We start from the raw sequence: 26621 nt of genomic DNA on the forward strand, positions 1-26621 counted from the left end.
TTGAAGCGACGAGCCGTGCGAGCCTGCGGGTGTTCCGCGTCGCGTCCGTTCGACGCTCCGACCATCAACCGGAAAGGAAGCAGAGCCATGACCACACCGTGCAGCAACCGAAATGTCCGCTCTCGCCGTTTCGCCCGCGCCGCCGCGATGATCGTCGCCGTCGCAGGCATCGCGTTCTCGGCAGCCGCCGGCCCCGAGGACCAGGGCACCAAGTACCCGGTCGGCGTCGCGATCGGCGACAAGGAGGCCTCGGGGATCGTGGACTCCGGCGGAACGACTACCATCTCCTTCGAGGACGCGAAGAAGCTGGGCCTGCTCGACGAGAACGGCGACCCGAAGAACCCGGCCGACGGCTCGGTCACCCTCGGGGGCACCGGCGGCGGCTCGGTCAAGTGCCACGTCTTCAACAAGGTCAAGATCAAGGTGCAGCCCAAGAACGCGGACGGCACCAACAACGGCCCCGCCCGCGAGGTCGAGGTCAAGGTGTACGTGCCGAAGAAAGCCTCCGAGCAGGAAGGCGCGGACGACGCCGCCAAGGCGAAGAAGACCAACTCCGTCGTCACCAAGGTCGGCGCGAACGTCGCCGGCGCGACCATCGACGGCCACAAGCTCGTGCTGAACGACAAGGAGACGAATGATCCGAAGAAGAACGAACGCAGCACCGGCTGGGTCCAGGTCCAGCAGCAGGCGCAGCAGCAGGCACCCGTCCAGCAGGACGACAACTACGAGGACGAGATCGTCGAGGAGACCAGTTTCGCGCTGCCGGTCCACCTCAACGGACAGCCCGTCCACGCCCGCATGATCGCCTCGCCCGTGTCGAGCATCTCGCAGCAGCTCGCCATGAACCTCGGCATCGTGCCGGTCGGACAGGCCGAACTGGACTTCGCCAACCACTCCGCCCTCTTCATCGGCGGCCTGACGGACGCCGTGCCGGACACGGACCAGCACCCGATGTTCCCCTACGGGCACGCCTTCGTGCAGATCAACACGGTCTTCGGGCCGCCGATCCAGAACCAGCCGGTGGCGTTCTTCATCCTGCCGCCGTCGTTCATGCCGAACCAGAGCGCGGTCGTCCTCGGCGGGAACGCCTACATCCCCGAGAACCACTCCGGCTGGCTGGACAACGACACCTGCCTCTTCAACCTGATGCCGCTCATCGTGCCCTGTCGCGCCGACTTCAACGGCGACACCGTCGTCAACACCCTCGACGTACTCGCCTTCCTCAACGCCTACACCAGCGGGCACCCCTCCGCGGACTTCAACGGCGACACGGTCATCAACACCCTTGACGTGCTCGCCTTCCTCAACGCCTACACGGCGGGCTGCGACTGAGCACTCTGCCGGCCTGAACCCCACGCGGCGGTCGCCCCTTCGCGGGCGGCCGCCGTTTTTTCGCCCGAATGGCGTGAGCGGCGACAGGAAGGGTCGCTGGCGAACCGTGGCCGGGGCCGGCCCGGCACGCGAACGCACCACGAGAACGAGGAGCCTCTCATGTACCGCAAGACGACCCGAACCAGCCCGAGCCGCCTGCTCGCCGCCTTCGCCATCGCCGGCGCCGCCCTCGCCGCCCACGCCCAAACCGACGTGCCGCGCGGCGGCGCGGGGGTCAAGGTCGGCGCAGGCAGCTCACAGGTGATCGTGAAGGTCAAGAACACCACCGGCCAGAAGGCCGAAGACGTGACGATCGGCCTCGAGGGCGTCGGTAAGACCGGCACGCTCATCAGGGAGGCCGACGTCCTCGACCGCAACGACGACCGCGTGGACGACAACGGCGACGGCGTGATCCAGGACAGCGAGAACGACACCGTCGTCGATCCGGCCTCTTCCGTCGCCAAGTGCATCCTCAAGACCCCCGGCTCCTTCGCCGACGGTGAGACCATCGAGATCAAGATCGTCTTCACCGGCAAGACGCCGGAGGGCGCGCAGCTCCGCATCAAGTTCTCCACCGAGCGCGACGGCGTCCACTACGACATGCTCTCCGTCGCCCCGCTCGGCGACGGCGACACCGGCGTCGTCGAGGTCACGACCGGCGCGGCACAGATCGCCACAGGCGCCATCAACGCCGGGCACGAGCCGATCCACGGGCTGATGCTCAACAGCCGCGAACCGTACTTCGACCCCTACATGCCCCCCTACTGCTCGATCGACCGCGCCGGGGAGTCGTGGATGGACGACGACGGCACGCTCCGCATCGCCTTCGATGCGCCAGTGCTCCCCGGCGAGGCGGTGGGCATCTACCTCATCCTCCCCCTGCCCGTCCTCTCGGAGCAGGAATCGTTCAAGATCGATCTTCGCCCCTGGATGCCGGACTGGTTCTGCATCGCCGACTTCAACCGCGACGGCGTGGTGAATACGCTCGACGTGCTCGCCTATCTCAACGCCTACACCTCGGGCGACGCCTCCGCCGACTTCAACCTCGACGGTGCCATCAACACGCTCGATGTTCTCGCCTTCCTCAACGCCTACACCACGGGCTGCGACTAAGCCCCACACGACCCGATCACAAACGGCGGCCGCTCTTTCCGAGCGGCCGCCTCTTCAACATATCGGAAGGCGCACGACCAGCCCCCAGAGACCAAGAAGAGATGTTCCGGAGACAGGGTCGCGACGACACCGTGTGCTGGTGTTTTCCCCGGGTTTATCGAAGTTCTTACGAGAACCTCTTGCCCCCCCCCCCAAGGTATCATGGCTGGGCGCATCGGCTATCGGACACCGAGACGGCAGGCACCAGAAATGGAGGCAACCGTGCGATTCACCCCCGCGTTCGGTTTCGCGATCCCCATCCTCGTCCTGGCGCTCATCGCCTACGCCTACACGAGTGCATTCGCGCACATGAGCACGCCCAGCACAAACGGACTCCGCTCGCTCTCCGACGCCGAGCTGCGCCTCTACCTCGGTGCGGATGGTGGACCGGGAGAGCCTTCACCCCGCGACTGTTTCGTGTCAGCCGCCAGCTGCTCTCCGATCATGCCGTGCCCGCCGCAAGGCGCCTACGTCTGCACAACGTGCGTGACCGGCCCCACGTCGATGATCTGCCGCGACGCTCAGACATCCGGCTGCACCACCACCGGTATGATCAACTGTCCATCAGCTGGGCGGGGCACGTGCTTCAATGGCGCTTGCGCCGTCACCGTTGCACAGGAGTGCGGCTTGTACTACACGTGTCCGTAGTCCATCGAGATGGGTCGAGCGCCATGGGGAGCCGATGCATGGCCATAGTGCGACGACATGTATTGATTGCACTCTCGTTGTCTATTCTCTTTGCAGAGGCGACGGCCGCGCAGGATGACGCGGTACCGAGCCGTGACGCCCTCTGTGACGCTCTCGATGCGTATCGCGCACGCTGGGAGTCATTCGGGGCGGAGTACGTCGTCACGCAGCATTTCGTCTCGTCTGTCCACACGGACACGCTCGCGGTGGACGGCGGCCGCATCTTCATCGCGCGCGACCTGCGGCGTGAAACCAGAGACGGCCCGATCCATGAACGCTGGATGATGTGCTTCGACGGCGAGCAAACGTGGAAAGTCATTCCGAGAGAGCACGCTGTGGACGGCGTCCTCATCACGCCCGGGCTTGACAGGTTCCAGATCGACCTCGAGGCGACACGCTGCCTGTGGGGCGCCTGGCTCCATGAGTTCAAGCTGCCCCTCGGCGAGGCCCTGCGCGACCCCGCGTGGAAGACCGAACGGATCGAAACCGGCCAATGGATCGACAGCCTGGAGACGATCCTCATCGAACTGTCGCAGCAGTCAAACGTCCGCCAGGTGATGCGGTACTGGCTCGCGCCGGAGCGGGATTTCCTGCCGGTCAGGCGCGAGCTCGCCATCGATGATCCGTCGACAGGCGCCGGGGAGCAGATACTCAACGAGTACCGCGTCATCCGCTTCAGGAAGTTCGAGCACGGGTGGTTTCCGGTCGAGATGGAGTGGTCTTCGGCGGGAACGCTGCTTGTGAGCATGAAAGTGAACACCCTCTCCACCGAACCGGGCCTCTTCGACGCGCGCTTCGCATCCATGGTCAGGCCGCCCGCGAACGTAACGGACCTGGTTCGCGACGAGGTGTACCATCTTGTCTCGGATGAAGACATCACCACTATCCGATCGCTCCCACGAGACGAGGATGCATCTCTCGCACTCGCCAACTTCCTCGAAGGCGTGGAGCCGAAGGTGGCCGATGCGGTGCGGGCGAGCGAGGCCGAGTACCGTCGGCTGCGTGCCGAGGAGGCCGCGACCGAGATCGTTGAGGCCGGTTCCCATACATGGTGGATATTCATCGGAGGTGGTGTCGCCGCTGCGCTCTTCTGTGCCGCCGGTGCGACGTGGTGGTTGGTCTGGAGGCGTCAGAGCGCATAGCGGGCCGATCGAGACGCCGGGGGAGCGATATTGATGCACTCGACAACCGGCCTCCGGCTTCTCATCGCTATCGCGGCTTCCTTGTCCCCGTTGGCAACGGCTCGGCAACCGGTCGCTGACGTTCCCCCTCTCGTCGAGGTCGATGACGCAGCCTCGGAGGCGCTTCCCAGGCATTGCGGCGCCAACAGCGTGTTTGTTGCGGCGGCCGTCCTCGGCTCCCACGTCCCTCTGAGCCGGTGCATCGAAGCGGTACCGCCGCGTAGTGTCGGCAACAGCATGTCGGAACTCAAAGCGGGCCTGGAGCGCCTCGGGTTCGGCACTCGCGCGCACGCCGTCGCGTCGGGACAACTAGGATCGCTCCGGGGGACATTCGTGGCCTGGATTCCCCAGGGTGTGGAGGTCCGAACCCTCTCGGGCGAACGGCTGACGGCAGGGCACTTCGTGGTGCTGCATCGGGATCGCAACGGCAGGTGGCTCTACCTGGATTACCCATCCACGGCACTCGTCATCGAACCGGAGACGTGGCTGGCCTCCATCCTGTCGGAGCACCGATTGGCCGATCTCCCTCTGCTCGCCGTCTCGGGCAGTGCGAAGCCGGAGTTCAAGCGCCCGGCCGCCATCGAGGCGAATCGCTCAACCGAAGTCCAAACGGGCAGCTGGCGGTCCGCAGAAGACGCGTCAGGCGTGCATGGCGCGTCCGTCGCAACGCCCGCCGATGCCGAAGGGCTGATGCGTCCCGACGAGGGGATTCCCGAGACCGAGGTAGTCGTCAACGCCGTTGGAGTACCGCTGCTGAGGACAACGCTCGACTTCGGCTCGCGGGTTTCCGGCGAGCTCCTGACGGGCTATGTGCACATCTGGAATGCCCTTGATGTAACTGTGCGGTTGTCGGACTTGAGCACGACGTGCGGCTGCACGGCCGGCGGTCTTGACCGGGATGTTTTGGAACCGGGCGAAGCCGCCACGATCGAAATGACGCTGAACCTGGCGGGACGCACGGGTGACGTCCGACAGTCGCTTTCGCTCATGGCCAGCGCCGGGGATGATGCGATCCCACTCTTCGTCGAATGCGTCGCAAATGCCTCTCAGCAGTGGAGCATTGAGCCGCGCGTGGCCGCGTTCGGGGAGACCCCGGTATCGGGTGGCGTCGTACAGCAACTCGTCCACGTCACCGCTGCCTTTCCTGAAGTTGCCGGCCGACTTTACCGCGCAGAAGGCGACAATCCGCGCATTTCGGCCACCATACTCGCGAACCGCTCCGCTCCAGCTGAAGGCCGGTATGAGGTGATGCTTCAACTCGATCCGACCGGGGCGCGATCAGGCGTCTTTGCTGGTCAGGCCTACCTGTTCACGGAAACGAGCGACATGCCTCATGTGATGATCCCTGTCACCGCAAGATTCGTGGAAGTCGTCGAGGTTGTGCCGTCCTCTGTTCTTCTTTCGACCCAAGCCCCGTTGGTCGCATCGGTCACCTGTGTCCATCGCGACGGGCTGCCGCTTCGACTGCTGTCGTGTCGCTCGTTGAAGCACCTGCTCGACGTCGAGGCAGAGGTGGCGGATGATGCCGAAGGTTCACCTGAGCTTCGGGTTGGCCTCGTTGTCAAGCCGCGTCGCGCTGGGCTGATCACCGACCAGATCGAGCTCGTGCTGGCGGCGTCGGACGGGTGCGAGCACGTCGTCAGAGTGACCGTCACGGCTTCCGATCTCTGACGCAGGGCCGGCTTTCGCTTGTACACTTCGAGCATGGCCGCTCACAATGCCGGTGCGGATGCGCAATCCCATATGACCCCGGACGAGTTCCGGGCGCTCGGCCACCGGATGGTCGATCTCGTCGCGGACTACCTGCGCACCGTCGATCGCCGCCCCGTGCTCTCGGCCTACCGCCCGGGCGACCTGCTCGCCCGCCTGCCCGAGCACCCGCCGGAACGGGCCGAACGAGCCGCCGAGTGGGACGCGATCCTGCGCGACGTCGAGTCGCTCATCATCCCCGGCCTCACGCACTGGCAGCACCCTTCGTTCTTCGGGTACTTCCCGTGCAACGCCAGCGGCCCGGGCATCCTGGGCGAACTGCTCAGCGCGGGACTCGGCGTGCAGGGCATGCTCTGGCAGACCAGCCCCACCTGCACCGAACTCGAAACCCGGATGCTCGACTGGTGCGCCGAACTCTTCGGCCTGCCCGACTGCTTCCGATCCACCGCGGACAACAAAGGGCTGGGCGGAGGGGGCGTCATTCAGGGCACGGCGAGCGAAGCCGCTCTCGTCGCTCTCGTCGCGGCTCGCCGGAAGTGGCGGCGCGTGCGGGCACAACGCACGCCCGCCGACGCGGACGCCGAGATCGGTCTTGCCGAGTCCGCCATCGAGAAACCGTTCGCGGTCATCGCGTCCGAGGCGGCGCACTCCTCCATCGCCAAGGCCGCGATGATCGCGGGCGTTGCCGACGGCCCGGAGGACGACGACCGCCTCTGGAGCGTGCCGACGGACGCTCGCGGCGCGATGGACCTCGGCGTGCTGCGTGCCGTGCTCGACGAACGGCTCGGTCTACCCGGCGCGCCCTCGCCGCTCGCCGTGGTTGCGACGGTCGGCACGACGGGTGTCGGCGCGATCGATCCGATCGCGGACCTTGTGCGCACGCTGGACGAAGCGTGGCAGACCGCGCTGGGTCGGCCCTTCGACGGCTGGCTGCACGTGGACGCCGCGTGGGCGGGGAGCGCGCTCGTCTGCCCCGAGCACCGGGCGATGATCGCCGGCGTGGAGCGGGCCGACTCGATCGCCATCAACCCGCACAAGTGGCTGCTGACGAACTTCGACTGCAACCTCTTCTGGACCCGCGCCCGGCGCGACCTGACCGACGCCATGAGCGTGACGCCCGAATACCTGCGCAACGCGGCCTCGGAGTCCGGCGGCGTGATCGACTACCGCGATTGGCAGGTTCCGCTGGGCCGCCGTTTCCGCTCCCTGAAACTCTGGTTCGTCATCCGGCACTACGGAGCCGAGGGGCTCCGGGCGTACATCCGCGAGCACTGCCGTATCGCAGCGCTGTTCGAGCGCTGGGTGGGGCGCGACTCGCGCTTCGAGATGCCCGTGCCGCGCTCGCTCGGGCTGGTGTGCTTCCGACTGCGGGGCGACGACCGGGCGACGCGCGACCTGCTCGACCGGGTGAACGCGACAGGCCGCGCGTTCCTGACGCACACGACCTTCGCCGCCCCCGGCGTCCAGCCGCGGCTGCTGGCCCGCATGGCGATCGGGGCGACGGCCACCGAGGAACGCCACGTCCGCGAGGCCTGGCGCCTCATCCAGTCCACGGCAGACGGGATCACGCTACCCTGAGACACACGCACGCGGCACGAGACGACCGTCGGTACCACACGCCATGAACCCGCAGCCTGGCACGCCCACACCCTGCCGTCCGTCCATCGAATCAGCCCGCCGGCTCCGTGCCGTCTGTGTCTCCTGTCTGACACTTCTCGTGCTATCCGGGTGCACGACGCGGAAGAACGACGGCGTGTTCACCATCCCCCCAGGCGCGTACGGCGCGGCGATCGACGCGACACGCGACACCCTGCGCGACTACCGCTTCGACCTCGACCGTGTTGACGCGGCCGCGGGCGTCGTGACCACGGCCGGGAAATGGTCGAGCGGGCTGGCCACGCCGTGGGACGCGGAGCAGTCGACGATCGAGCAGGAATGGGACGACGCGATGAATCGGCAGCAGCGTCGAGTCCGCGTCACGTTCGCGTCGGCCGACGGCGGCGCGGCGGACGACCTGCGCTCGCTCGATGCCCCGCTGGTGGGGCGCGTCGAGGTCACCGTCTACCGGCTCCACCGGCAGGGCTGGCGGCTGGAGAGCGAGTCGGTCGGCAGGAGCCGCCGGGCGTTCGATCCGGAACTCGGGCGATCGCAGGGTGGGCGGTATCTCGTGCCGACAACGCGCGACGAGCGGCTCGAAGCACGGATCGCGGACGCGGTTGCGAAGCGCATGAGAGCCTCCGCTCCGTCGGAGTGAACGTGCAAAAAGGCGGCCGCATGTTCCCATGCAGCCGCCCGGAGGGAGAAAGAGAGTCTGTTTCCGCGGCGCGCCCGCCCCGGCTCGTCAGGCTTCCAGTGAGAGGATCGGCGACGCGCACCCCTCGGGTAGAGCGGTCCGGATCGAGTCGAGCATGGCGTCGGTCAGTTTCAGGTCGGACAGCGCCCGCGGGTCGATCTCCAGGGAGGCCAGGTCCAGCCGGAAGCCGCCCTCGAGTTCGCCGGCCAGGCGATCGGCGACGTACACGATGAGCGGCAGTGTCCGCTGCTCGAAGGGCAGGTCGAAGGGGTTGTGGTGGTGCCCGGTCACCCGTGCAAACGAGGCGGGGAACTTCCACTTCTCGCACAGCGCGGCCCCGAAGTTCTGGTGGTTCGCACCGTAGACACGCTCCTCGACTTCGAGCATATCTGCCCGAGGCGCGCCGTCCGGACCGCGCGGCACGCTCTCGACGACCTCGATGAGGCGAGCACGATCGGCCTGCATCTCGACGATGATGCCGATGTCGTGCATCAGGCCCGCGAGAAACGCCTCGTCGGCCAGGCCGAGCTTGAGCGCATCGGCGATCATCTTGCTCGCCACGGCCGTCGCGTTCGAGTGGTCCCACAGGTTGCGGGCCGAGAAGCCGGTCGTGAGTTCACCCCCCCGGAAGAGCTTGGCGAGGCTCGCGGCGATCGCGATGTTCTTCACCGCGTTCAACCCGAGCAGCACGATCGCGCGGTTGATGGACGCGATCTGCCCAGGCAGGCCGTAGAACGACGAGTTCACGACCTTCAGGATGCGGCTGCAGAGCGCGGGGTCCGTCGAGATGACGCGGTTGAGGTCCTGCGCCGTCGAGCTCTGGTTCTCGACGAGTTGCACGATCTTCAGCGTGACCTCTGGCAACGTAGCGATGTGGCTCACCTCGCGAATCGCCGACGCCACCGCCTCTTCCCGGCTCTGCACTGCAACGCTCATTCTGCCGCTCCCTTCGGGTACTCGCCCCGGCGCATCAGGGCGGTTCATCGGCGCACGGCGGGTTCAACTTCGCCCGCCGGCGCGGCTTGGGTGATAACACCGCCGGGACCGCCCGCGCAGACCGAACGCCCGCGCCAGAGCGACCTCAGTACGTGCAGCGTTTGCGCAGCAGCATGGCCGATCCCGGGTCTGTCGAGGCCAGCAGCGCCGCCGCTCGTTCACCGGCACGCCCCTCGCCGTAGGGGTGAGTGAGAGCGGATCGGTCAAGCCGCCGCGCCCGTTCCACCGCACGACGTACCGCGTGCGCTCCCTCGCCTTCGCACGCGACGACGTTCGGCGGACGCTCGCGCCCGCCTTGGCGCGCCCCGACGTCCACGGCGGGCAGACGCAACGCGGCCGCTTCGATCAGGCCCGCCGAACTGTTTCCCACGAGCACGCCGCCCGACTCCGCGACTCGCTTCAGCAGCCCGATGAACCGCTCGCGCGGCAGGTGTCCGACTCGCCGCACCGCGCCACGCCCCGCCGCGCTCTCGACCGCGCGCGCCACCCCCACCCTGCCGGGGTCGTGGTTCGGATCGAACGCGGCGACACACATCCCTTCCAGCCCCGCCAGCACGCCGGACGCCGCCGCCTCTTCTTCCTCCGCGTGCCTGCCGATCGGGTGCATCAGGAAGACCGCCTCGGGCACACCGCCGCAGAGCGTCCCGACCTCGGCATCGCTCATGGGCACGATCGCGTCCAGCCCGTCGATCGCGGGCGACCCCACGACGCGGACGAACTCGGCCCGCTCGCCCATGCGCCGGATGCGCTCGGCCGATTGCTCGGTTGCGGCCAAGTGCAGGTGGGCGAGCTTGGTGATGGCGTGCCGCATCGCCTCATCGGCGACGCCCTCGGCCCGATCGCCGCCGTGCAAGTGAGCGACGGCCACGCCGCCGACAGAGGCAGCACTCGCAGCCGCGAAGGCCTCGATACGGTCCCCCAGCACGACCACCCAGTCCGGCCTCAGCCCGGCGATCGAGCGCGCGAAGCGTGCCACCCCCCGTCCCAGCGCCTCGGCGTCGTCGAGGCGCGTCGAGTCACTCGCCTTCTGCATCGGCACCGAGTCCGCCACCGGGAACGCCGCCTTCACCTCGCGGAACGTCTCCGCTGGCGGGATCAGGTGCGCCCCGGCAGCGACGACCAGCAACTCCAGCTCGGGATGCCGGCGCACCGCCTCCATCACCGGGCGCAGCAGGCCGAACTCCGCCCGCGTCCCCGTGACGACCATCACGCGCCTGCGCGAACTCGACGACGAGTCCTCGTACTCGCCCGGTCGCAACGAAGGCTCACCGTCCCATCCGTCGCCGATCATGCGGGCACTCTACTCCGGAGCGAGATCGCCCGCGCCGAGCGGCATATCCGCGTTCACACCCCGCGCGAGGCGCCGACCCACGACCTCTCCGAGCCGCCACGGCTCCAGCCCCGTTCCGGGGCGCTTGATCGCCAGGTCGTCGAGCGTGAGGGCATGGCCGGCCGAGAGAGAGCGCCGCGTGGTGATCGACTGGCGCGAGACGCGCCGAACGTCCGTCTCGCACGCCAGCACGCGCTTCTCGGGCGGGCCGATGCGCGGATCATGTTCCGCGAACGCGAGCCTCCCGCTCGACCGGGACGCCTCGGCGTACCGCGCGAACGCTGCCGCGTCCAGCGACGCCGCGTGGTCCGGCCCGCGTGCGGAGGGGTCGTAGGTCAGGTGCTTTTCGAGCACGCACGCCCCGAGCGACGCGGCCAGTGCGCCCGTGTCCTCGCCCGTGGTGTGGTCGCTGTAGCCGACCGGGCCGTCGAACACGCGGCGCAGCGCGGCCATCGCTCCGATCGCCGCGTCGGCGTCGGCGGTGGGGTAGCAGCTGACGCATTGCAGGAGCGCGAGCCGATCACGCACGCCCCCGAGCCATTCGACGGCTCGCTCCACTTCACGGGCTTCGCACGCGCCCGTGCTCACGATCAGCGGCCTGCCCGTCGCGGCCATTACCTCCAGCAGGGGGCGATTCACGGCGTCGGGGCTGGCGCTCTTGTAGGCGTCCCACGCCAGCCGCTCCGCCTCCACCACGAGGTCCGCACTGAAGACCGTCACGATCGCCTGCAAGCCCAGCGCGTGCGCCCGATCGACCACCGCGGCCATGCCGTCGATGCCCAGTTCCAGCCGACGCAGCATCGACACAGGGTCGGACTCGCCCGCGGCACGCTGGTACGCGGCGAGTTTCGCGGCGCGGCTCATCAGCAGGTCGGTGCGGAAGAACTGGAGTTTCACTGCGTCCGCGCCCGCGCGGGCCGCGGCCTCGGCGAGGGCGACCGCCCGCTCGGCGGAGCCGTCGTGATTCACGCCGATCTCGGCGATGACGTAGGGCGGCTGCCCGGGTCCGATCTCTCGATCGCCGATCCTCATCGCACGCCGCGCAGCCGCGCCTCCGCCACCGCCAGGTCGTTCGCGTCGTCGATGTCCACGACGTCGCCCGGCTCCGTCGCTACGCCCCGGTGATCACGACCGAGAAAGGCGTGCGGCCCCGGCGCGACGCCCTCGTCCAGCAACAGCGCGCGACGCGACACGACCAGCACGCCGCCGTCGGGCACAAACGAGGGCGGGAGTTCCTGCCGCCGATAGACGCCGTTGAAGAGCCGGTCGCCCTCCCACGGCGTGACACGGCCGTTCTCGCCGAGCCTCGCCTGCCACCACGGGTGGAACTTGCCGACCGGCGCGTAACTCTGCACCGACGAGCAGCCGGCGCTCCACAGCAGCGTTACGGCCCGGTCGATCAGCCCGGCCGGGCGCACGGGCACGTTGCCGTAGAGAATGACGACGCACGCCGACGGGTCGCGGTCATCAAGCACGATCGGAGGCGCGAGTCGAGCCACGCGGCGCAGGCACGCCCGGACGGCGTCGTCCACCGCCGCCGTGTCGCTCGCGTGCTCGGCCTCACGCTCGACCGAAATCGCGCCCATGTCGCGCCCGATCGCAAGAACTTCGGGCGAATCGCTCGACACCAGCACGGTGTCCACTGTGCGTGCCGACAGCGCTGCCTCGACCGTCCACGCCACGCACGGCCTGCCCGCCACGGGCGCAACGTTCTTCCCCGGCAGGCCCTTGCTCCCGGCCCGAGCCAGCGCCACGGCGATCGTGCGACACACCCGCGTTCCGCTCATCCGCGACGCCTCCCGCCCGGCGGACTACGCCACCGCACGACGCGGCGAACTCAGGCGGCGCGCCCGCGCCAGCGCGCGCCACACTTCCTCGAACGGCTGCCGCGCCAGGTCGCCCGCCCGCTGGCGTGCGTGCAGGTCGGACCCGCTCATCGGCACACGACCGTCGCAGAGCACGGTCATCGTCGTGCGGTCTAGACGGTCGCGGGCCGCCACCGGCAGCGGCAGTGGCGCGATCCGATCGCCCGAGATCGGCCTCGCCAGCGGGTCGATCACGCACGCCCACGCGTGCATCAGCCAATGGTCGTAGAAACTCTCGACCTGCCCGTACACCGCGTCGCACCGGGTGATGCGAGGGACGACCCACGGGCTGCCCCACCTCCCCCCCTCGCTCGCGATTGCGACCAGCCGGCGCACGTTCTCCTGCGCGCCCTCGAAAAGGTTGGCGCCGGCCATGCGACGGTACGCCTCCGCCTCGGTCGCCAGCAGGTCCACGCTCACAACGTCCACACCCGACCGGGCGAGCGCATCAACGACGGACGGATCGCAGAGCAGGTTCGTCCGCAGGTGAACGCCCGCGATGCCGCACTCGCGCGCGATGGCCGCAATCTCAGACCACGCCGGGTGCATCAGCGGGTCGCCTGCGCCGGCCAGCGTGACCGCGGCGTCTTGCCGCAGCCGCCCGAACTGCGCGAGAATCCGCCGCGCCATGTCGAGCGAGATCGGCCTCCGCTCCGGCGCTTCTCCCGACCCCCACAGCGTGCGCGCCCGCAGCCCGCCCGTGCGCCGCCCGGTGCAGATCTCGAGCGTGAGCACCTGCGGCGCGGGGCCGGCCAGCGAGAGCGGCGACGCCTCCGCCGCGCGGCAGAGCGCCGCCGCATTCGCCTCGTCCCACGGCACCCCGCAGGAAGCAGCCAGGCGCGACAGCGCGAGCGCACGCGAAGGCTCATCGGGAATGAATCGCACCCCAGCGTCACGCACGATCGGCTCGACGTGCACGCACACGTCCTTCGCGATCGGGTCCAGCACCGGCGCGACCGGCACGTAGCCCAGAAGCCCACCCATCGACGCGATCGGCCCCGCGCCCGGCGCCTGCGACGCCATCTCATCCGCGAGCGTCCGCTCGATAACGCACGGGGCGAGGCCCGGCGGCGACTGCGTGAACGTGAACCGATGCTCGCTCGGTCGCTCCAGGCAGCGATCCGCGACCGCATCGGCGAGCGCGGGGTCGAGCAGTGCCCAGTCCGCGCCGCAGATCACCGCGGCGTCGATGCCCTCGTCGCGCATCACGCCCGCGAGCGTCCCGGCGTCGAAGGCCTCGTCGTAACAGGTCTGGTTGGCCAGCCCACCGCGCCAGCACGATCGCGCCCACAGCCGCGCCCGTCCCACCGCGTGCCGACGCTCGCCGAGCGGGTGATGCTCGACCCGCCGAACAGCGAGATCAACTCCGGTTGGCGCAGCGCCGGCGATCGCGCGCACGCGGGCCGGGTCCTGCGCCAACAGCACGACGCGGCGGACCCGCTGCGTTCGCGCCAGCTGGCGCAGCAGCAGCGCAAGCGGGTTCAACCCCCCGAGGAAGCGGTCCTCGAGGCGGCGTGGCGTGCCCAGCCCGCTCCGGTCGGGATCGACAGCGACGACCGCCGCGACGCGGATCGAGTCCCGCGACACGCGCACGCCGTCCGGCTCGGGCGCAGGCGTGCGCGTTACCTTCGGCCCGCCCTCCATGGCGGCAGTCGTGTCGTCGAGCATCCGCCCCATCGCGTCGGCCGCGTCGGCCAGCCATGTCACGTTCTCGATGTCGCGCTCGATCTGCCTTCTCTGGCGATCGAGCGGCGAGAGCGCCGTGTCGAGGCCGATCTCGCGGTCGTGGCGGAAGCGGCGGAGCGTGCCCGTCTGGTTCAGCCGCTGCACAAGTTCGTACGCCGCGCCGAGCGATTCGACCTCGCGGGCAAGCCCCTGCACGCGCCCGATGAGCCGGTTCACGCGGGCCTGGTCGGCGTGGTGGTCGCGCATCTCTGCGAGCAGTCTGGCCGTCTCGCGGCTGATCTCGCCGACGCGCCAGACGCCGCGGCGCAGCGCGCGCGCCCGCTCTGCCGCGACGCTCGCCCCGCGCCGGAGCGCGCCCTCGTCACGCTCCGCCGGTGGCAGCGCGACGCGCCGTGCCCCTGCGCCCGAATATCGGTCGAGCGCCTCCGCGAGGGACAGCGGCGTCGTGTGCCGCTTGCGTGCCCCTCCCTCCGTTGCGTCGATCGTCGTCAGCCCGCGCCGCGCGTCCTCCTCGAACGTCCGCTCGAACTGCACCAGGTAGGCGGCCATCTGGTCGTCGGTGTAGACGGGCCGACCTTCTGCGTCCTCGACGCGGTGCAGCAGCCGACGGTGGCGCACGATCCGCTGCCATTCGAGCATCTCGAGCGTGTTGAACTCGTTGATCTCGCCCGCCCACACGGCGTGGATCGCCGCCCCAGCCCCGTAGTACTGCCCGTCCGTGAACGCCAGATCCTGCCCGATAAGCATGACCGGATCGCACCCGAGGTGGCGCGCGAGGTAGTACGCCAGGTGCGCCACCGTCGCGCCCGCGGGCAGCGCTGCCGGGTCGTGCCGGTGCGCACTTCCAAGCACCGAGTCGAGCACCGGTTCCGACGGGCAGCGGATCGCCCCGGGAAACGACGAGAGGATCGCCGGGTTCCCCTTCGCGTCGGCCACCAGCGTCACGCCGCGCACGTCGTCGGCTGTCAGCCCCTCGTAGAACCGCCGCGAAATCTCGTGCCAGTCCAGCGCGGTGACGAAGTGCGGGCGGATGCCCCGTTCGAGCAACTGCTTCAGCACGGTCTGCACCGCGATGATGACGACGCGGTCGCGCACGCCGGGCCGCGCCAGCAGGTCGATGTTCCGGCGCAGGCTCGGCCCCGCGCTCACCACCACCGCGGGCCGATCGGCGCACGCCCCCGCGAGGTCGCCGACACCGGGGCATCCCGCGTAATAGTCCAGGTTCATCAGCAGGTTGCGGAGCGTCGTCTCCATCTGCACGAGCGTGGTGACGACGGTGGTGCGCATGGCCCGCATCACGCGGGCGAGTTCCTCGCCGAACCGTGCCGCCTGCGCGCCAAGCCGGGCCTTGCTCCCGGGGTGCTCGACGATCTTCACGCCGAGCGACAGGATGCCCTCCACCCCGGACAGGGCGTGCGAGAGCGCGACCGGATCGCAGTCCGTCAGCACCGCCACCGTGCCCCCCCCGAGCCACGCCGAGCAGTCCACCCGTTCGAGCACGGCCCGGAGCAGGCCGGGGTCCGGCTCGAAGCAGACGACGAATCCTGCGGTGCCCATGCGGCGCGCCAGCGCGGCGACGTGGTGCCCCACGCCGAAGCCGAGCACGGCCACTCCGCCCGAGGCACGCGGGTCCACCGTCGCCGCCAGTCGTTCGGCCTCTTCCAGCGGGCGTCGCCGGCTTGCCAGCCAGCGCGCCGACGCACCGTCACCCTCGCTCGCCGTGATCGCGCCGTCGTCGGCCACCGCGAACGTCAGGTCCGTTCTGGGCGTCGCGATCCGCACCGCTTCCGCCGCCCGCACCGATCTCACCGCCAGCGCACGCAGGTTCCGCCGCAGCGTTTCTGCGCTCGGTGCACATCCCGGTTGTCCCGCGTGCCCTACCGTCATCCGCTCTCCGATCCTTTCACCGGCCTTGGATCGACCCGCCCGACGACGCGGCTGCAAAGATGCCCGACACCAGAGCCTATCAACGAAGCGCCGCTCACACCGCGCGGCCCGGGCGACCTGCCCTTGCCCTCGCCTTCTGTCTCCCCTCCGCTCCCGCCCTCGCCATTCTCACGCCGCCGCCCTCGCTGCCGTCACTCCCGCGACCGCCGATCGTCTCACATCTCCTGCTCGAATCACCTCTGCCGCTCGCCGTCGCCCTGGTTGCCGCCGGTGCGATCGCCGCCATCGCGCTTCATCGTCGCGCTCGCACGAAGCACGCGGGCATCGTCTCGGGTGCGTGCCTGCTCATCGCGGGTGCGCTGCTCGCGCTCGCCTCGCTCGTCGAGACGCCACGCGAGCGAGTGGTCGAGCGCACCCGCCTCCTCGTTGACGCGGTGGCCCGGGCCGACCTCCGCGCCCTCGACGACCTGCTTGCCCCTGATTGCCTCGTCACCTTCGACCGCGCTCCGAACGGCTGGGAGAAGCCGGAGACCATCGGCTGGATCGCCGACAACCTCCGCGGCCGCTACACCGTGTCGCAGCACGAGGTCACCGGCGTGCAGGCCCAGATCGGCCCCCAGCGCGGCCTTGCACGCACCCGGCCCTCCGTCCGCGTGACCCCCGAGGTCACCGGCCGTCCGCACGGCTTCGTCTGCCTCATCACCTGGCGTGAAGACCCCGACGGCGCATGGCGCGCCCTGCGCGTCGAACCCCTCTGGCTCCAGGGCTACGGCAGCCTCACCCCCCCCTGACGCCCGTCCGAGGCTCCCAGCGCGTCGCGCTACTGCTTCTCCTCCGGCACGGCGACCAGCGAACTGGGCTGCATCCGCCAGGCCTTGGAGTCGTTGGCGGGCACGCCGCGGACTCGCTCGCGGATGCCCTTGCCGTTGAGCAGGTTCAGGGGGTGGCGCTTGCGGGCCTCGCGCAGGGCGAGACTCTCGAAGCCGGGTGAGTTGACGGGGTCGTAGTCGGCGGTGCCGAAGATGCCGACGGTCACGGTGCTCCGCTCGGGAGCATGGTAGTAGAAAGCGAGGTCGCCCTCGCGCCGCAACTGGGCCGCGGCCTGCTCCGCGGCGCGCCGAAACTCGCCCAGTTCCTGGGCCGTGGGGCGCTTGTCGTCACCCCGCCCGTAGATGCCGACCTGCAGGGTGTACAGGGCGGACGAGCCGTAGTACTTCTTCGCGTTGCGCAGGTCGAACTGCGGGATGCTCCCAGCGAGACGGTCCGGGCTTGGCGGGCTGAGCAGGGCATCGGCGAACGGCCGCTGACCATCCACCACGAGCGTCTGCACCCGGCGAAGGTCGGCGGCGGCCCTTGGATCGTCCGGCCCGGCGTACTTGCCGAACGCCAGCACGACGGCCCGGCCACGCTCCTCGACGTACGCGCTCTCCAGCCCTGCCACCGTCTTCGTCTTCCAGAGCGACTGGGTCGCGCGCTCCGCCTTGTCCGGCCCGACGAACGCCGCGATCACGATCGTCCAGTCGTCGGCGACGGGCACCGCGGCGGGCTGAGGCTGCACGCTCGGTGCGGGCTGGTTGCGCCGGCGCTCCGGCTGCTCCCATCCCCCCCCCTCAACGACCAGCGGCGCGCACGTCAGCGCAGCGCAGACGCAGACCGCCCAGCCCAGACCCGATCGGCCCGTTCCCGTGATCCCGCGCGCCATGTTCGATGCTCCTGCCCTTTGCTCAGCCTACCCCCCGGCCGGGTGTTGGGCCATACTCGGTAAGTTTGTGCCCGCCAACACTTTGCGGTCAATAAGGACTCTTTTCGCAGTATTGAAGGCCCGTGACGCCGCGCGTCGATACTCTGGCCATGTCGGCCGGGCGTCCCGCCGGGGCGTCGACAGGCCGTGTGGCCCGGATCCGTGGCCCGGGTGGCGGTCCGGTGGGAGGTCCGTTCGATGTTCAATCTTGTTCCGGTGGGAGGCACGCAGGCAGGCCGATCGGCCGAGGGGGTCGCCGCCGCGACCGGGGAACGGGCACGCCCCCCGGTCGAGGTCTCTGCCCCCGTCCGGCCGGGCGACCAGGTGGAGGTCTCTCACCTTTCCGTCCTCATGAGCCGCCTCCGCGACATGCCCAAAATCCGTCAGAACCTTGTCGACCGCCTCCGGCATGAGATCGAGACCGGAGCCTATCCGATCGCCGAACGCCTCGACGCTGCCCTCGACGCCCTCCTCGACGACATCAATCCCGAGTAGACCCGAGCGAGGCCGTCAGAAAGTCCACCATCGCAAGCTTCGCGTCGTTCGAGTACCGGCCGAACCCGGCGTGTTCTTCCGGTGCACCCGTATCGCTGAAGGTTACCAATCGCACCCGCGCCGGGTCCGCTCCCGCGGCGGCGTAGTGCCTCCGCAGGTCGTCGATGAACGCACGCTGCGTCTCAAAGGCAACCATGCGATCCCCCGTCGCGTGGATCGCCATGAACGGGATCGGCCTCCAACCCGCCAGGTGTCGCGAAGGGTCGAGCCGCTCGACACGTTCCCGCGGATGATCGATCGGCCACGCCTTCCGCCCCGAGCCGGGCGGCGGAAAGTAGAGGTCCGTCAGCCGACCGCTTGTCCCTTCAACAAATGCGGCGACGAACGGGTGCGGCTCGCACAACCTGCGCAGCGTGACCATCCCGCCCGCCGACATGCCGCCGATGGCGAGCCGCGCCGGGTCGAACCCACGGCCATACTCGGGCGCCTGCAGCACGCTCACAATGGTGTCGATCTCGCTCACCGCCTGCTCGACGACGTCGAGCGTGTGCCTCGGGTCGTGCATGCGCGGCCCGTCGCGCTCGCCGTGGCCCGGCAGGTCGATCGCGCACACGGCAATCCCCGCGCGGATCAGCCGCAGGTAGCGGCCCGGGTCGAGTTCCTTGCTCACGGTGCGCCCGTGCAGCCAGACGAGCGCAGGGGCGGGGCGCAGCCAATCGGGGTGCGCAAGCAACGCAGGGATGCCCGCCGCACCGAGCCGCGCCGGACGGGCCTGATCGGCAAGCGCCCTGGGAAACTGTGCAAACCGCGGATGCATCAGGGACCGAGGATATGCCCGCCCGAGACGCGACCGTCGTGAAAGAAAACGGAGAAGAGGAAGTTCACGAGTCACGACGGTCGCGGCACAACGGTCGCGCGTGCCTCGCGATCAGATCCGCACCACTTCCTCCGCCCCTCGACGCGGCGTCGGCTTTGCTTCGGGCGCGTACCCGATCCGCAGCACGCACTGCGGCACACCCGGCCGCTCCGTCATCGACGCCAGACGCGGGCGGAGCGTCTCCACCTCGATCGGCTGGTTCAGGAACGAGGCGGACAGCCCGACCGCCGTCGCCAGAAGCAGCACGTGCTGCAAGGCCTGCCCGGCGCGCATCCACTCGGCGGTGGAATCGCCCTGGGTGCCGAGCACGGCGAGCAGCGGCGAGTGCTCCGCAAGGTCCATGTCCTTCGCCGCGACGCCCTTGCCCAGGTCGAAGGTGCGGATGACGAACGGCTCTGCGATCGAGACGAGGTTGCTGTAGCCGTAGGCGTAGCCGGGCATGCCGTCGTGGCTGTGGCTGCGGTTTGCGTGGACCCACGCCGCCAGTTCCCGCCTGAACCGCTTGTCCGCGAACTGGATGCGGTCGCCCTCGGCCACCAGCCCCGCGATCGCGTGCCTGTCGCGCTTGCGCGTGAAGCACGCGAGCCACGCCCGCTCCGCCTCGGCCGCCGCGACAAGCCTCGCCTGGAGCGCCTCTTCGACGGTGCGCTGCTCGAATGGAGAGCGGTTGGTGTGTCGGCGCGGAATCGCTCCGAAGAGAACGTGGACCTCGTGCGGGATTTCGTGGCGCGGGCCGAGCGCGAAGGTCGCGAGCAGGTCGCGCTCGCCGGGATCGGGGAGGAGTTCGACGAGCGGTTCGTAGCCGAAGTGCTGCGCCGCCACGCGAAGATTGAAGAGCGCACACCCGCACGACATCGTTAGCTTTCGATCGTCGGGATCGACCACGGGCAGCGCACGCGATCGATCCGCGTACACCTCGACCCGCCCGCCGCGCAACCGGAAGATCCACGGCTGCGTGTTGTGCCCGGACGGCGCGAGGACCGCGTAGCCGAGCAGAAAGCGGAGCCTGTCGGTGATGGGGGCATCGTGGCCCGGGAAGGCGGACGCGGAGACGTTCCAGGGTTCCAGCTCGGGGGAGCGATTCATGCCCGACCTCCCGGCCGCGTGCTCGTGTCAGCCTCCGGCGGCGCGCACCTCCTCGTACACCGTGCCGATAGCCCGTGCGCGCACCTGCTCGTACCCGTACCCTTCCATGAAATCCCACCGCATGGCCTCGACCTCGGCACGCTCGCGGCCTTCGCGCGCTGACTTCGAGACCTCGTCCCACAACCGCTCCAGGTACTCCGCCTGCCGACGAAGCCCCTCCACGTCGGTCAACTCGCCGTGCCCCGGCACCACCATCGTCCGATCGTCGCACAGCGAGATCGTCCTGCGCACGCTCTCGATCCACCCGCGGCACGTCACGCCGCCGGTCGGATCGAAGAACGGGTGCAGGTTGTTGAAGAGCAGGTCGCCCGCGTGCAGCACGTCGAGCGACGGCACACGAACCACCATGTCGTTGTCCGTGTGTCCTGCGCCGAAGTGATGCAGCTCCACCACGACGCCCCCGACTCGCTCCTCGTGCGGGAAGCGGTCGATGGGCCTCGTCGGCACGAACTCCTCGGGCGCGATGGCGTCGGCCCGCTCGGCCAGTTCGGCCGCCTCGCGCGCCACACGCTCCTGGTCGCCGCGGTTGCGACCCAGTTGCCCAGGCCCGCTCCGCGCCATCTGCCGGAATCGATCGATCTGGGCGGAGACGCGCGCCCCCGCGGCGTTGTGCGCCACCACCGGCACGTCGCCGGTGAAGGCCACGTTGCCCCCGGTGTGGTCGCCGTGATGGTGCGTGTTCACGACCGCCACGACCGTGCCGCCGTGCGATTCGGCCTCGCGCCGCAGGGCACGGGCGATGCCCGGATACTTCGTGTCGACGAGGAGCGACCCTTCGCCTGCGCGCACCACCAGCGCGTTCCCGCCGTCCCCCACCGCCGCCCAGACACCCTCGCGGAGCGGCTGCCAGTTGAAGAAGTTGTCCCGGGCGCGCGCGGCGCGGGCGAACGCGGGGAGGGCGGCGTGCGCGAGCGCGGCCGCGCCCGTCGTAGCCAGAAACCGCCGTCGAGTCCAAGGCATCGTCGATCCTCCGTGCCCGGCGCGTCCGGGCATTCTATCAGGCTACCATTGGCCCCCTCTCCGAGGCGAGCCGCCCGGCGAGAACCCGAACGATCGAGGACGACACGATGAAGGCGAACGATCTGCGGCCCGGGCTGGGCGTGAAAATGGACGGCAGGCTCTTCGTGGTGACCGAGTTCGAGCACAGAACCCCGGGCAACCTCCGCGCCTTCATCCAGATCAAAATCCGCGACGTGCAGTCGGGCAAGAGCATCGAGAAGCGGCTGAGCAGCACCGACGACGTGGAGACCATCGACCTCGACCGCAGGCCGATGGAGTACCTCTTTTCCGACTCCAGCGGTGCAACGTTCATGGACACGGAGACCTTCGACCAGATCGTCATCCCCGAGGACGTGCTCGGGAACGCGATGCAGTTCCTCACGCCGAACGTGCAGATCGTTGTGCTCTGTCACGACGGCAACCCAGTCACGATCGAGCTGCCATCGAGCGTGGAACTGACGGTGACCGACACCCCGCCCGGCATCAAGGGCGCGACCGCGACGAACCAGACCAAGGAAGCCACCTGCGAGACCGGGCTGAAGACGAAGGTTCCGGCGTTCATCTCCGTGGGGGAGAAGATCCGGGTCAGCACGGCAGACGGCTCGTACCAGTCCCGAGCCTGAGCCGGCCTCTCGCGCCCGGGGGAGGGAGCGATGGCGAAGCCAAAGACGGTCGTGCTCGGCGCGCTGCTCTGCGCCATGCTCGCGGCGTGCGCGATCGGCGTCCTCTGGACGCTCAAGCATCGCGGGACCATCACCGCGACAGGCGAGAGCCTGCAGGACTACCTCGGCCGGCAGGTCGTTGGCATCGTCAACGCATACCTCCACCCACAACTCGGATTCTCGACGGTGCGATACGACGCGCCCGGCACGCTCGTCCTCTCCGACGTCACGCTCACCGCGCCGGACGGGACGCGCGTGCTCGAACTCGAACGAATGACGCTGACACTGGCGGAGGTACCCAGGCTGGGGCAGCCGATCATGGTCGAGCGCGTGGAACTGGAGGCGCCAACGGTGCGCCTGGTGCGCGCCCCCGCCGGTCCGGACGGTGAACGGGGGTGGATCGGGCTGGACCCGATGGTGAGGGCCGTGCCGGGGCGTGACGACACCGTCGCGCCCGAGTTCCGGCTCTCGAACGTTCTCAGGCTGAGGCGGGTCGAGCTTCGGAACGCCGCGGTGACCTACGACGAGAACGATGGCTCGCCCCCCATGATCCTGCGCGGGATCGAGGCCTCGCTGGACCTGGTGCCCGAGGCACGCAACGGAGAGGCGGGGTGGTACACGGTCCAGGCCGCCTCGCGCGTCGGGCACGCCGCCGAGTTCGAGATGCGAGGAACATTCAGCCTCGACCGTCTCGTGGCGGACATCGAACGCCTGAGGCTGACGGCAGCCGTCGCGCCCGACGCGATGGACGTGCTCCCGCCGCAGGTGCAGTCGCTGCTGAAGGAGCGCGACGCGCGCGGCTCGCTCGAAGCGCTCGCGTGGGGGCGCGCGGACCTGAACGACCCCTTCGCCGGGCCGCTGACCGCCCAGGTCATGCTGCGCGAGTTCAACCTCGCCGCGGGGCGGCTGCGGCTGCCGATCGACGAAGCCCGCGCGGAGGCGACCGTCCGCGACGGCATCGGTACGCTCGCCGCATTCGAGGCGCTGCTGCTCGACGGGCAGGTGCAGGCGACCGGCGCGGCCCAGCTGCGCGACGCCGCTATGCCCGCCGCCCTCCGATGGAGCGCCGATCGGCTCGACCTCAACACGCTGCTGCGTTCGCAGGAGGACCGCGCCGACGCACGCCTGGCAGGACGCCTGCGCGGCGAGGGCACGGTCACGCTCTCGCTCGACGCCATGGCAGAGTCGATCGGCGGCGCCGGATCGATCAACGTCGAGAACGGACGGCTGCTCTTGGTGCCGGGCATCACGCAACTCGCCGACGCGATGAACATCGCACGCGGCGTACGCGACAGCCGCGAGTCCAACCACCGCGCCTCGGCGTCGTTCACGCTCACGCCATCGGGCGTCAACGTCACCGCCTCGGAGGTCGTGACGAACTTCATGGCGGCCCGGGGGACCGGGCGAGTCGGCTACGACGGCTCGATGGACTTGGCCGTCAACGCCGGCCCGCTCGAACGAGTGCAATCCCTGCTCGGACGGGTGGGCGAGGCGATCGGCTCGGTCACGGACCGCCTGATGAAGTATCTTGTGCGCGGCACGGTCAAGGAGCCGCGCGTCACCGTGGCTCCGCTGGGCATCGGCTGATCGGCGCATCCGCGATGGACGACCCACGGGCGAGCATCCTGCTGATTGGCCTGCGCGGCTCGGGAAAGAGCGCCCTGGGGCCGCGCCTCGCCGAGCGCCTCGGCCGCCCGTTCATCGACCTCGACGCCGTCACCGTCACCTACCTCGGCGAGGGCACGCTCCGCGAACTCTGGGAAAGGCACGGCGAGGTCCGCTTTCGGCAGGCCGAGTACCGTGCCCTCGTCAACCAGGCCTTCCCGCGCACCAACCCAGGACCCGTCGTCGCCCTCGGGGGGGGGACGCCCACCGCGCCCGGTGCGGCCGACTTCCTCCGAAACGCCCGCGCCCGGGGGATGGGACGGATCGTGTATCTGCGTGCCGCGCCGGCGACGCTCCGCGCCCGCCTCGCCGGCGCGGACAATGCCGACCGCCCGTCGCTCACCGGCGCGGACCCGCTCGCGGAGATCGAGGCCGTGCACGCCGCCCGCGACCCGCTCTACCGCGAACTGGCGGACGCAGTCGTGGAAGTAGACGGGCTGAACGAGGCGGCGACGCTGGGGGCGGTGGTGCGCTCGCTGCCGGGGCCTGTCGGGGGCGGAGCGAAAGGGACTCCTGGCAATACGTAACCCACAGTCTCGTACAGATTTACGTACTCCTTGGGGGCGCCGGGCAGGATATCCTGAGACAAAATACAAAAAACAGAAGAATAGACTTGACAGCCCCCCCCCCCCCCCTCTTGTATACTCTCCTGAGTCATGCAGAGATACTCGAACTCGATCACTGCTCTGATCGCGATGATGCCGGTGTTTTGCTTCATGCCGGTTGCCGCCCGCGGCCAGCCTGCCGAGGAATCCCTCGAGCGACTGAAGACGTGGCTCGCCCGTGCCTGGGAGGAGGCCCAAGCACTCCCCTCGATCGACGGCGCATCGTTGCGATGGAGAGTCGAGGATCGCTTCGTACCGCCTCCGGCTGAACTGGATGCGCTTCGCCGGGAAGTCGCGGGCAAGCCCGACCATCCCAAACGTCCTCATCTCAACATCTACGAGCGCAGGCTCCGCGATGGACCCGACGTTGTTCACTATGAACTCTGGCTGGACGGAAACGATCGATGGCGGCTGAACACTAACTTCCCGCCGGGCTTCCTCGACGGCGGGTACATCGACACCGCCTGGGCACCGGGAAGGGCGTGGAAGCTCGCGCCTCGCGGCCTCACGATCGCGGAGCCGGAGCCGCAGACCGCGTCCGCACAAACACTCCTCTCGTCCCGATCAACGTTCTCCGCGCACGTGTCCAAACTTCTCGACGGAGGAATGGGCGTTGCAGGGTCCATGCGCCTTTCGCATCGCGCAGAACCCACACTGCAAGGCCTTCACTGGAGCTTCATCGCGTCGAGCGAACCAACGGCGACAGGCGTTCGACGGCGGGTTCGGTACTCCGGCGACTGGGATCCCGACATGGGTCGTGGGTTTGTCAGGTCCGTCGAAGTCGTGGAATCGCCTTCGAGCACACGACCGAGTTGGCAGATCGACTCATGGATCTATGACAGCACGCTTCAGAGACACGTTGCCTCACTGGTCCGGTATCGCGCCGCGGGTGTCGACCAGCAGATCGTCTTCGAGGGAGCGGGCGCGATCCCGAATGGTGGCATGGACGCTCTCACGCGGATTCCGTCGCCGGGCGGGACGGACCCGATTCGAGGTCGTGTCGATCCCCCGGCTGTGCGCGACCATCGGAGCGGAGCAACGCTCATCCGCGACGAGGAGGGCCGACTCAGACAAGTCGAAGTCGCCGGTGAATCGCTCCCGTTGACGAGTCGAGGCGCCCCATGGCGGGCGATCGGTGTGATCGCACTCGTCGCGACGATCCTGACCATGGGCGTTCTGTGGTGGGCGCGTCGCAGATCTGCATCGTGAAGAAGGAGGAACGAACGTGCGCATACGAAGAACGTGGTTCACTGCCGCTAGGTTCGCGCCCGCCCTCCTGATCGGGGGACTTGCCATCGGTCAGGTGCAAGTCCCATGCTGGGTCACGGTTCCCTACCTCATCGACTGTGCCGGCTGCACCAACCAGACGGGAAACACCTGCGACGGGCAGCCCTGCAACACCGAGGTCGATATCGAGATCGACATCAAGACCGTCACCGAGGCAGCGCCCGGCCAGTCAGGCAGACAGAACAAGTCGATGAACCCTGCCGGCACGTGCAACGTCACCTACCGGACGTGCATCGAGAATGTGTGTGTGGTGTCCTACTGCACGAACGACTGCGTGGACACGATCGCGTCGGGAGCCCAGACCTGCCAGGGTTCGAACGAGTGACATCCGGTCCGCAAGGGCTCGCCCGGCAGGCATGCCGGCCGCGCCTTTCATGAGCAATGGACGATGCGCGGCCCGATCGATCGCCGGTTTGATGCTTGCGAGCTCCGTTATGATCGTCATCATGTTCGCGGGGATCACCAAGCTCGTGGAGCTCGACCGCTTCGCTCGCTCCGTGGAGACCTGGACGCTCGTGCCTTCCTACATCCGCAGCAGCGCGGTCCTGCTCGTGCCGATCGTGGAACTCGCCGTCGGACTCGGCTGGTTTCTTGGCATCGGGTCCAGACGTGCGTGGCTGTTCTGTGCTGGCGGGCTTCTCGCCTTCTATACCGCTCTGATCGGCGTACAGTCGGCAGCCGCAAGCCCTCCGGATTGCGACTGCCTGGGCCTGCTCCTTCGCCATGCCGAGTGGATGCGCTCGGCTCAGGCAGCCTTGGTCCGCAACGGCCTGATGCTGATCCTGCTCCTGCTCGGAGGCGTGCTCGCCGTATCGCGAGAGGGCAAGCCGTGGGTACAACGCTCAGCACAACCTGCCGAGGTCAGCAAATGAACGGGGCAGCTGCTCGGTGCCGCGGCATGTCCCTCGTCGAGATGCTCGTCGCCATCGCGATCGTTTCGACTCTGCTCGCGCTTGCCGTAGTCGGCATTCGCGGCTCCAGACAGT

At 69.1% G+C, this 26621-nt stretch carries 24 protein-coding genes; 15 read left to right on the top strand and 9 right to left on the bottom strand.

What is annotated here, in order from left to right; all coding sequences use genetic code 11:
• Positions 1–87: 87 nt before the first annotated feature.
• The 6 genes from FBT69_10655 (at position 88) to FBT69_10680 (ending at position 8355) form a co-directional block, all read left to right on the top strand.
• Positions 88–1332 (top strand): hypothetical protein, encoded by a 1245-nt coding sequence (locus FBT69_10655; protein MDL1905251.1) that lies wholly within the window; start codon positions 88–90, stop codon positions 1330–1332.
• 159 nt (positions 1333–1491) lie between these two features.
• Entirely contained in the window at positions 1492–2484 is a 993-nt protein-coding gene (locus tag FBT69_10660) for a hypothetical protein (GenBank protein MDL1905252.1), read from the top strand.
• Positions 2485–3209: 725 nt separating this feature from the next.
• Positions 3210–4352 (top strand): hypothetical protein, encoded by a 1143-nt coding sequence (locus FBT69_10665; GenBank protein ID MDL1905253.1) that lies wholly within the window; start codon positions 3210–3212, stop codon positions 4350–4352.
• A 33-nt stretch (positions 4353–4385) separates the two neighbouring features.
• Positions 4386–6062 (top strand): DUF1573 domain-containing protein, encoded by a 1677-nt coding sequence (locus FBT69_10670; GenBank protein MDL1905254.1) that lies wholly within the window; start codon positions 4386–4388, stop codon positions 6060–6062.
• A gap of 72 nt (positions 6063–6134) precedes the next feature.
• Positions 6135–7679, top strand: a complete 1545-nt coding sequence (locus FBT69_10675; protein MDL1905255.1) for an aspartate aminotransferase family protein — start codon at positions 6135–6137, stop codon at positions 7677–7679.
• Between the two features lie 43 nt (positions 7680–7722).
• Positions 7723–8355, top strand: coding sequence for a hypothetical protein (locus FBT69_10680; protein MDL1905256.1), 633 nt, complete (start codon positions 7723–7725; stop codon positions 8353–8355).
• An 87-nt stretch (positions 8356–8442) separates the two neighbouring features.
• Here FBT69_10680 and FBT69_10685 read toward each other — a convergent pair whose 3' ends face one another.
• The 5 genes from FBT69_10685 to FBT69_10705 all read right to left on the bottom strand — a co-directional run bounded on the left by FBT69_10685 (position 8443) and on the right by FBT69_10705 (position 16158).
• Complete coding sequence (locus FBT69_10685) at positions 8443–9378, bottom strand: HDOD domain-containing protein (GenBank protein MDL1905257.1); 936 nt, start codon at positions 9376–9378, stop codon at positions 8443–8445.
• Positions 9379–9475: 97 nt separating this feature from the next.
• Positions 9476–10681 carry a UDP-N-acetylglucosamine 2-epimerase (hydrolyzing) gene (gene neuC, locus FBT69_10690; protein MDL1905258.1) on the bottom strand — a complete coding sequence of 402 codons (1206 nt, stop codon included), beginning with the start codon at positions 10679–10681 and terminating at the stop codon, positions 9476–9478.
• A gap of 9 nt (positions 10682–10690) precedes the next feature.
• Entirely contained in the window at positions 10691–11752 is a 1062-nt protein-coding gene (locus tag FBT69_10695) for an N-acetylneuraminate synthase (GenBank protein ID MDL1905259.1), read from the bottom strand.
• Positions 11749–12507: an acylneuraminate cytidylyltransferase family protein gene (locus FBT69_10700; protein MDL1905260.1), complete on the bottom strand. Its 759-nt coding sequence runs from the start codon at positions 12505–12507 to the stop codon at positions 11749–11751. Before FBT69_10700 ends, FBT69_10695 begins: the two co-directional genes overlap by 4 nt.
• A 24-nt stretch (positions 12508–12531) precedes the next feature.
• A complete protein-coding gene (locus tag FBT69_10705; protein MDL1905261.1) occupies positions 12532–16158 on the bottom strand; it encodes a DUF115 domain-containing protein in 3627 nt (1208 codons plus the stop codon).
• 59 nt (positions 16159–16217) lie between these two features.
• Here FBT69_10705 and FBT69_10710 point away from each other — a divergent pair, with 59 nt between their 5' ends.
• Positions 16218–16949 carry a nuclear transport factor 2 family protein gene (locus FBT69_10710; protein MDL1905262.1) on the top strand — a complete coding sequence of 244 codons (732 nt, stop codon included), beginning with the start codon at positions 16218–16220 and terminating at the stop codon, positions 16947–16949.
• Positions 16950–16978: 29 nt separating this feature from the next.
• Here FBT69_10710 and FBT69_10715 read toward each other — a convergent pair whose 3' ends face one another.
• A complete protein-coding gene (locus FBT69_10715) occupies positions 16979–17860 on the bottom strand; it encodes a hypothetical protein (protein ID MDL1905263.1) in 882 nt (293 codons plus the stop codon).
• A 237-nt stretch (positions 17861–18097) separates the two neighbouring features.
• Between FBT69_10715 and FBT69_10720 the strand changes: the two genes are divergently transcribed.
• A complete protein-coding gene (locus FBT69_10720; GenBank protein MDL1905264.1) occupies positions 18098–18394 on the top strand; it encodes a hypothetical protein in 297 nt (98 codons plus the stop codon).
• Here the strand turns inward: FBT69_10720 and FBT69_10725 are convergent.
• The 3 genes from FBT69_10725 to FBT69_10735 all read right to left on the bottom strand — a co-directional run bounded on the left by FBT69_10725 (position 18381) and on the right by FBT69_10735 (position 21410).
• Positions 18381–19211, bottom strand: a complete 831-nt coding sequence (locus FBT69_10725; protein ID MDL1905265.1) for an alpha/beta fold hydrolase — start codon at positions 19209–19211, stop codon at positions 18381–18383. The two genes, FBT69_10720 and FBT69_10725, sit on opposite strands and share 14 nt — an antisense overlap.
• 111 nt (positions 19212–19322) lie before the next feature.
• Positions 19323–20357, bottom strand: coding sequence for a nitroreductase (locus FBT69_10730; protein ID MDL1905266.1), 1035 nt, complete (start codon positions 20355–20357; stop codon positions 19323–19325).
• A gap of 27 nt (positions 20358–20384) precedes the next feature.
• Complete coding sequence (locus FBT69_10735; GenBank protein ID MDL1905267.1) at positions 20385–21410, bottom strand: MBL fold metallo-hydrolase; 1026 nt, start codon at positions 21408–21410, stop codon at positions 20385–20387.
• Positions 21411–21484: 74 nt separating this feature from the next.
• Here FBT69_10735 and efp point away from each other — a divergent pair, with 74 nt between their 5' ends.
• The 7 genes from efp to FBT69_10770 form a co-directional block, all read left to right on the top strand.
• Positions 21485–22039 carry an elongation factor P gene (gene efp, locus FBT69_10740; GenBank protein MDL1905268.1) on the top strand — a complete coding sequence of 185 codons (555 nt, stop codon included), beginning with the start codon at positions 21485–21487 and terminating at the stop codon, positions 22037–22039.
• Positions 22040–22069: 30 nt separating this feature from the next.
• A complete protein-coding gene (locus FBT69_10745; protein MDL1905269.1) occupies positions 22070–23665 on the top strand; it encodes a hypothetical protein in 1596 nt (531 codons plus the stop codon).
• 14 nt (positions 23666–23679) lie between these two features.
• On the top strand, positions 23680–24270 hold the full coding sequence (locus FBT69_10750) for a shikimate kinase (GenBank protein MDL1905270.1): 591 nt from the start codon (positions 23680–23682) through the stop codon (positions 24268–24270).
• Between the two features lie 129 nt (positions 24271–24399).
• A complete protein-coding gene (locus FBT69_10755; GenBank protein ID MDL1905271.1) occupies positions 24400–25557 on the top strand; it encodes a hypothetical protein in 1158 nt (385 codons plus the stop codon).
• Between the two features lie 94 nt (positions 25558–25651).
• A complete protein-coding gene (locus FBT69_10760) occupies positions 25652–25960 on the top strand; it encodes a hypothetical protein (protein ID MDL1905272.1) in 309 nt (102 codons plus the stop codon).
• Complete coding sequence (locus FBT69_10765; GenBank protein ID MDL1905273.1) at positions 25875–26507, top strand: hypothetical protein; 633 nt, start codon at positions 25875–25877, stop codon at positions 26505–26507. The genes FBT69_10760 and FBT69_10765 overlap by 86 nt, the downstream gene beginning before the upstream one ends.
• On the top strand, positions 26504–26621 hold a 118-nt coding region (locus FBT69_10770; GenBank protein MDL1905274.1), incomplete at its 3' end, for a type II secretion system protein. The genes FBT69_10765 and FBT69_10770, both read left to right, overlap by 4 nt.

The organism is Synechococcales cyanobacterium CNB (genome assembly GCA_030263455.1).
Lineage (GTDB): Bacteria > Planctomycetota > Phycisphaerae > Phycisphaerales > UBA1924 > CAADGN01.

Coding starts and splice junctions, on each gene's coding strand:
- FBT69_10670 (MDL1905254.1), top strand. CDS start 4,386: ATGCACTCGACAACCGGCCTCCGGCTTCTCATCGCTATCGCGGCTTCC.
- FBT69_10730 (MDL1905266.1), bottom strand. CDS start 20,357: ATGAATCGCTCCCCCGAGCTGGAACCCTGGAACGTCTCCGCGTCCGCC.
- FBT69_10695 (MDL1905259.1), bottom strand. CDS start 11,752: ATGAGGATCGGCGATCGAGAGATCGGACCCGGGCAGCCGCCCTACGTC.
- FBT69_10750 (MDL1905270.1), top strand. CDS start 23,680: ATGGACGACCCACGGGCGAGCATCCTGCTGATTGGCCTGCGCGGCTCG.
- FBT69_10700 (MDL1905260.1), bottom strand. CDS start 12,507: ATGAGCGGAACGCGGGTGTGTCGCACGATCGCCGTGGCGCTGGCTCGG.
- FBT69_10705 (MDL1905261.1), bottom strand. CDS start 16,158: ATGACGGTAGGGCACGCGGGACAACCGGGATGTGCACCGAGCGCAGAA.
- FBT69_10665 (MDL1905253.1), top strand. CDS start 3,210: ATGGCCATAGTGCGACGACATGTATTGATTGCACTCTCGTTGTCTATT.
- FBT69_10735 (MDL1905267.1), bottom strand. CDS start 21,410: ATGCCCGGACGCGCCGGGCACGGAGGATCGACGATGCCTTGGACTCGA.
- FBT69_10755 (MDL1905271.1), top strand. CDS start 24,400: ATGCAGAGATACTCGAACTCGATCACTGCTCTGATCGCGATGATGCCG.
- FBT69_10765 (MDL1905273.1), top strand. CDS start 25,875: ATGTGTGTGTGGTGTCCTACTGCACGAACGACTGCGTGGACACGATCG.
- FBT69_10715 (MDL1905263.1), bottom strand. CDS start 17,860: ATGGCGCGCGGGATCACGGGAACGGGCCGATCGGGTCTGGGCTGGGCG.
- FBT69_10655 (MDL1905251.1), top strand. CDS start 88: ATGACCACACCGTGCAGCAACCGAAATGTCCGCTCTCGCCGTTTCGCC.
- efp (MDL1905268.1), top strand. CDS start 21,485: ATGAAGGCGAACGATCTGCGGCCCGGGCTGGGCGTGAAAATGGACGGC.
- FBT69_10685 (MDL1905257.1), bottom strand. CDS start 9,378: ATGAACCGCCCTGATGCGCCGGGGCGAGTACCCGAAGGGAGCGGCAGA.
- FBT69_10710 (MDL1905262.1), top strand. CDS start 16,218: ATGCCCGACACCAGAGCCTATCAACGAAGCGCCGCTCACACCGCGCGG.
- FBT69_10745 (MDL1905269.1), top strand. CDS start 22,070: ATGGCGAAGCCAAAGACGGTCGTGCTCGGCGCGCTGCTCTGCGCCATG.
- neuC (MDL1905258.1), bottom strand. CDS start 10,681: ATGATCGGCGACGGATGGGACGGTGAGCCTTCGTTGCGACCGGGCGAG.
- FBT69_10660 (MDL1905252.1), top strand. CDS start 1,492: ATGTACCGCAAGACGACCCGAACCAGCCCGAGCCGCCTGCTCGCCGCC.
- FBT69_10680 (MDL1905256.1), top strand. CDS start 7,723: ATGAACCCGCAGCCTGGCACGCCCACACCCTGCCGTCCGTCCATCGAA.
- FBT69_10725 (MDL1905265.1), bottom strand. CDS start 19,211: ATGCATCCGCGGTTTGCACAGTTTCCCAGGGCGCTTGCCGATCAGGCC.
- FBT69_10675 (MDL1905255.1), top strand. CDS start 6,135: ATGACCCCGGACGAGTTCCGGGCGCTCGGCCACCGGATGGTCGATCTC.
- FBT69_10720 (MDL1905264.1), top strand. CDS start 18,098: ATGTTCAATCTTGTTCCGGTGGGAGGCACGCAGGCAGGCCGATCGGCC.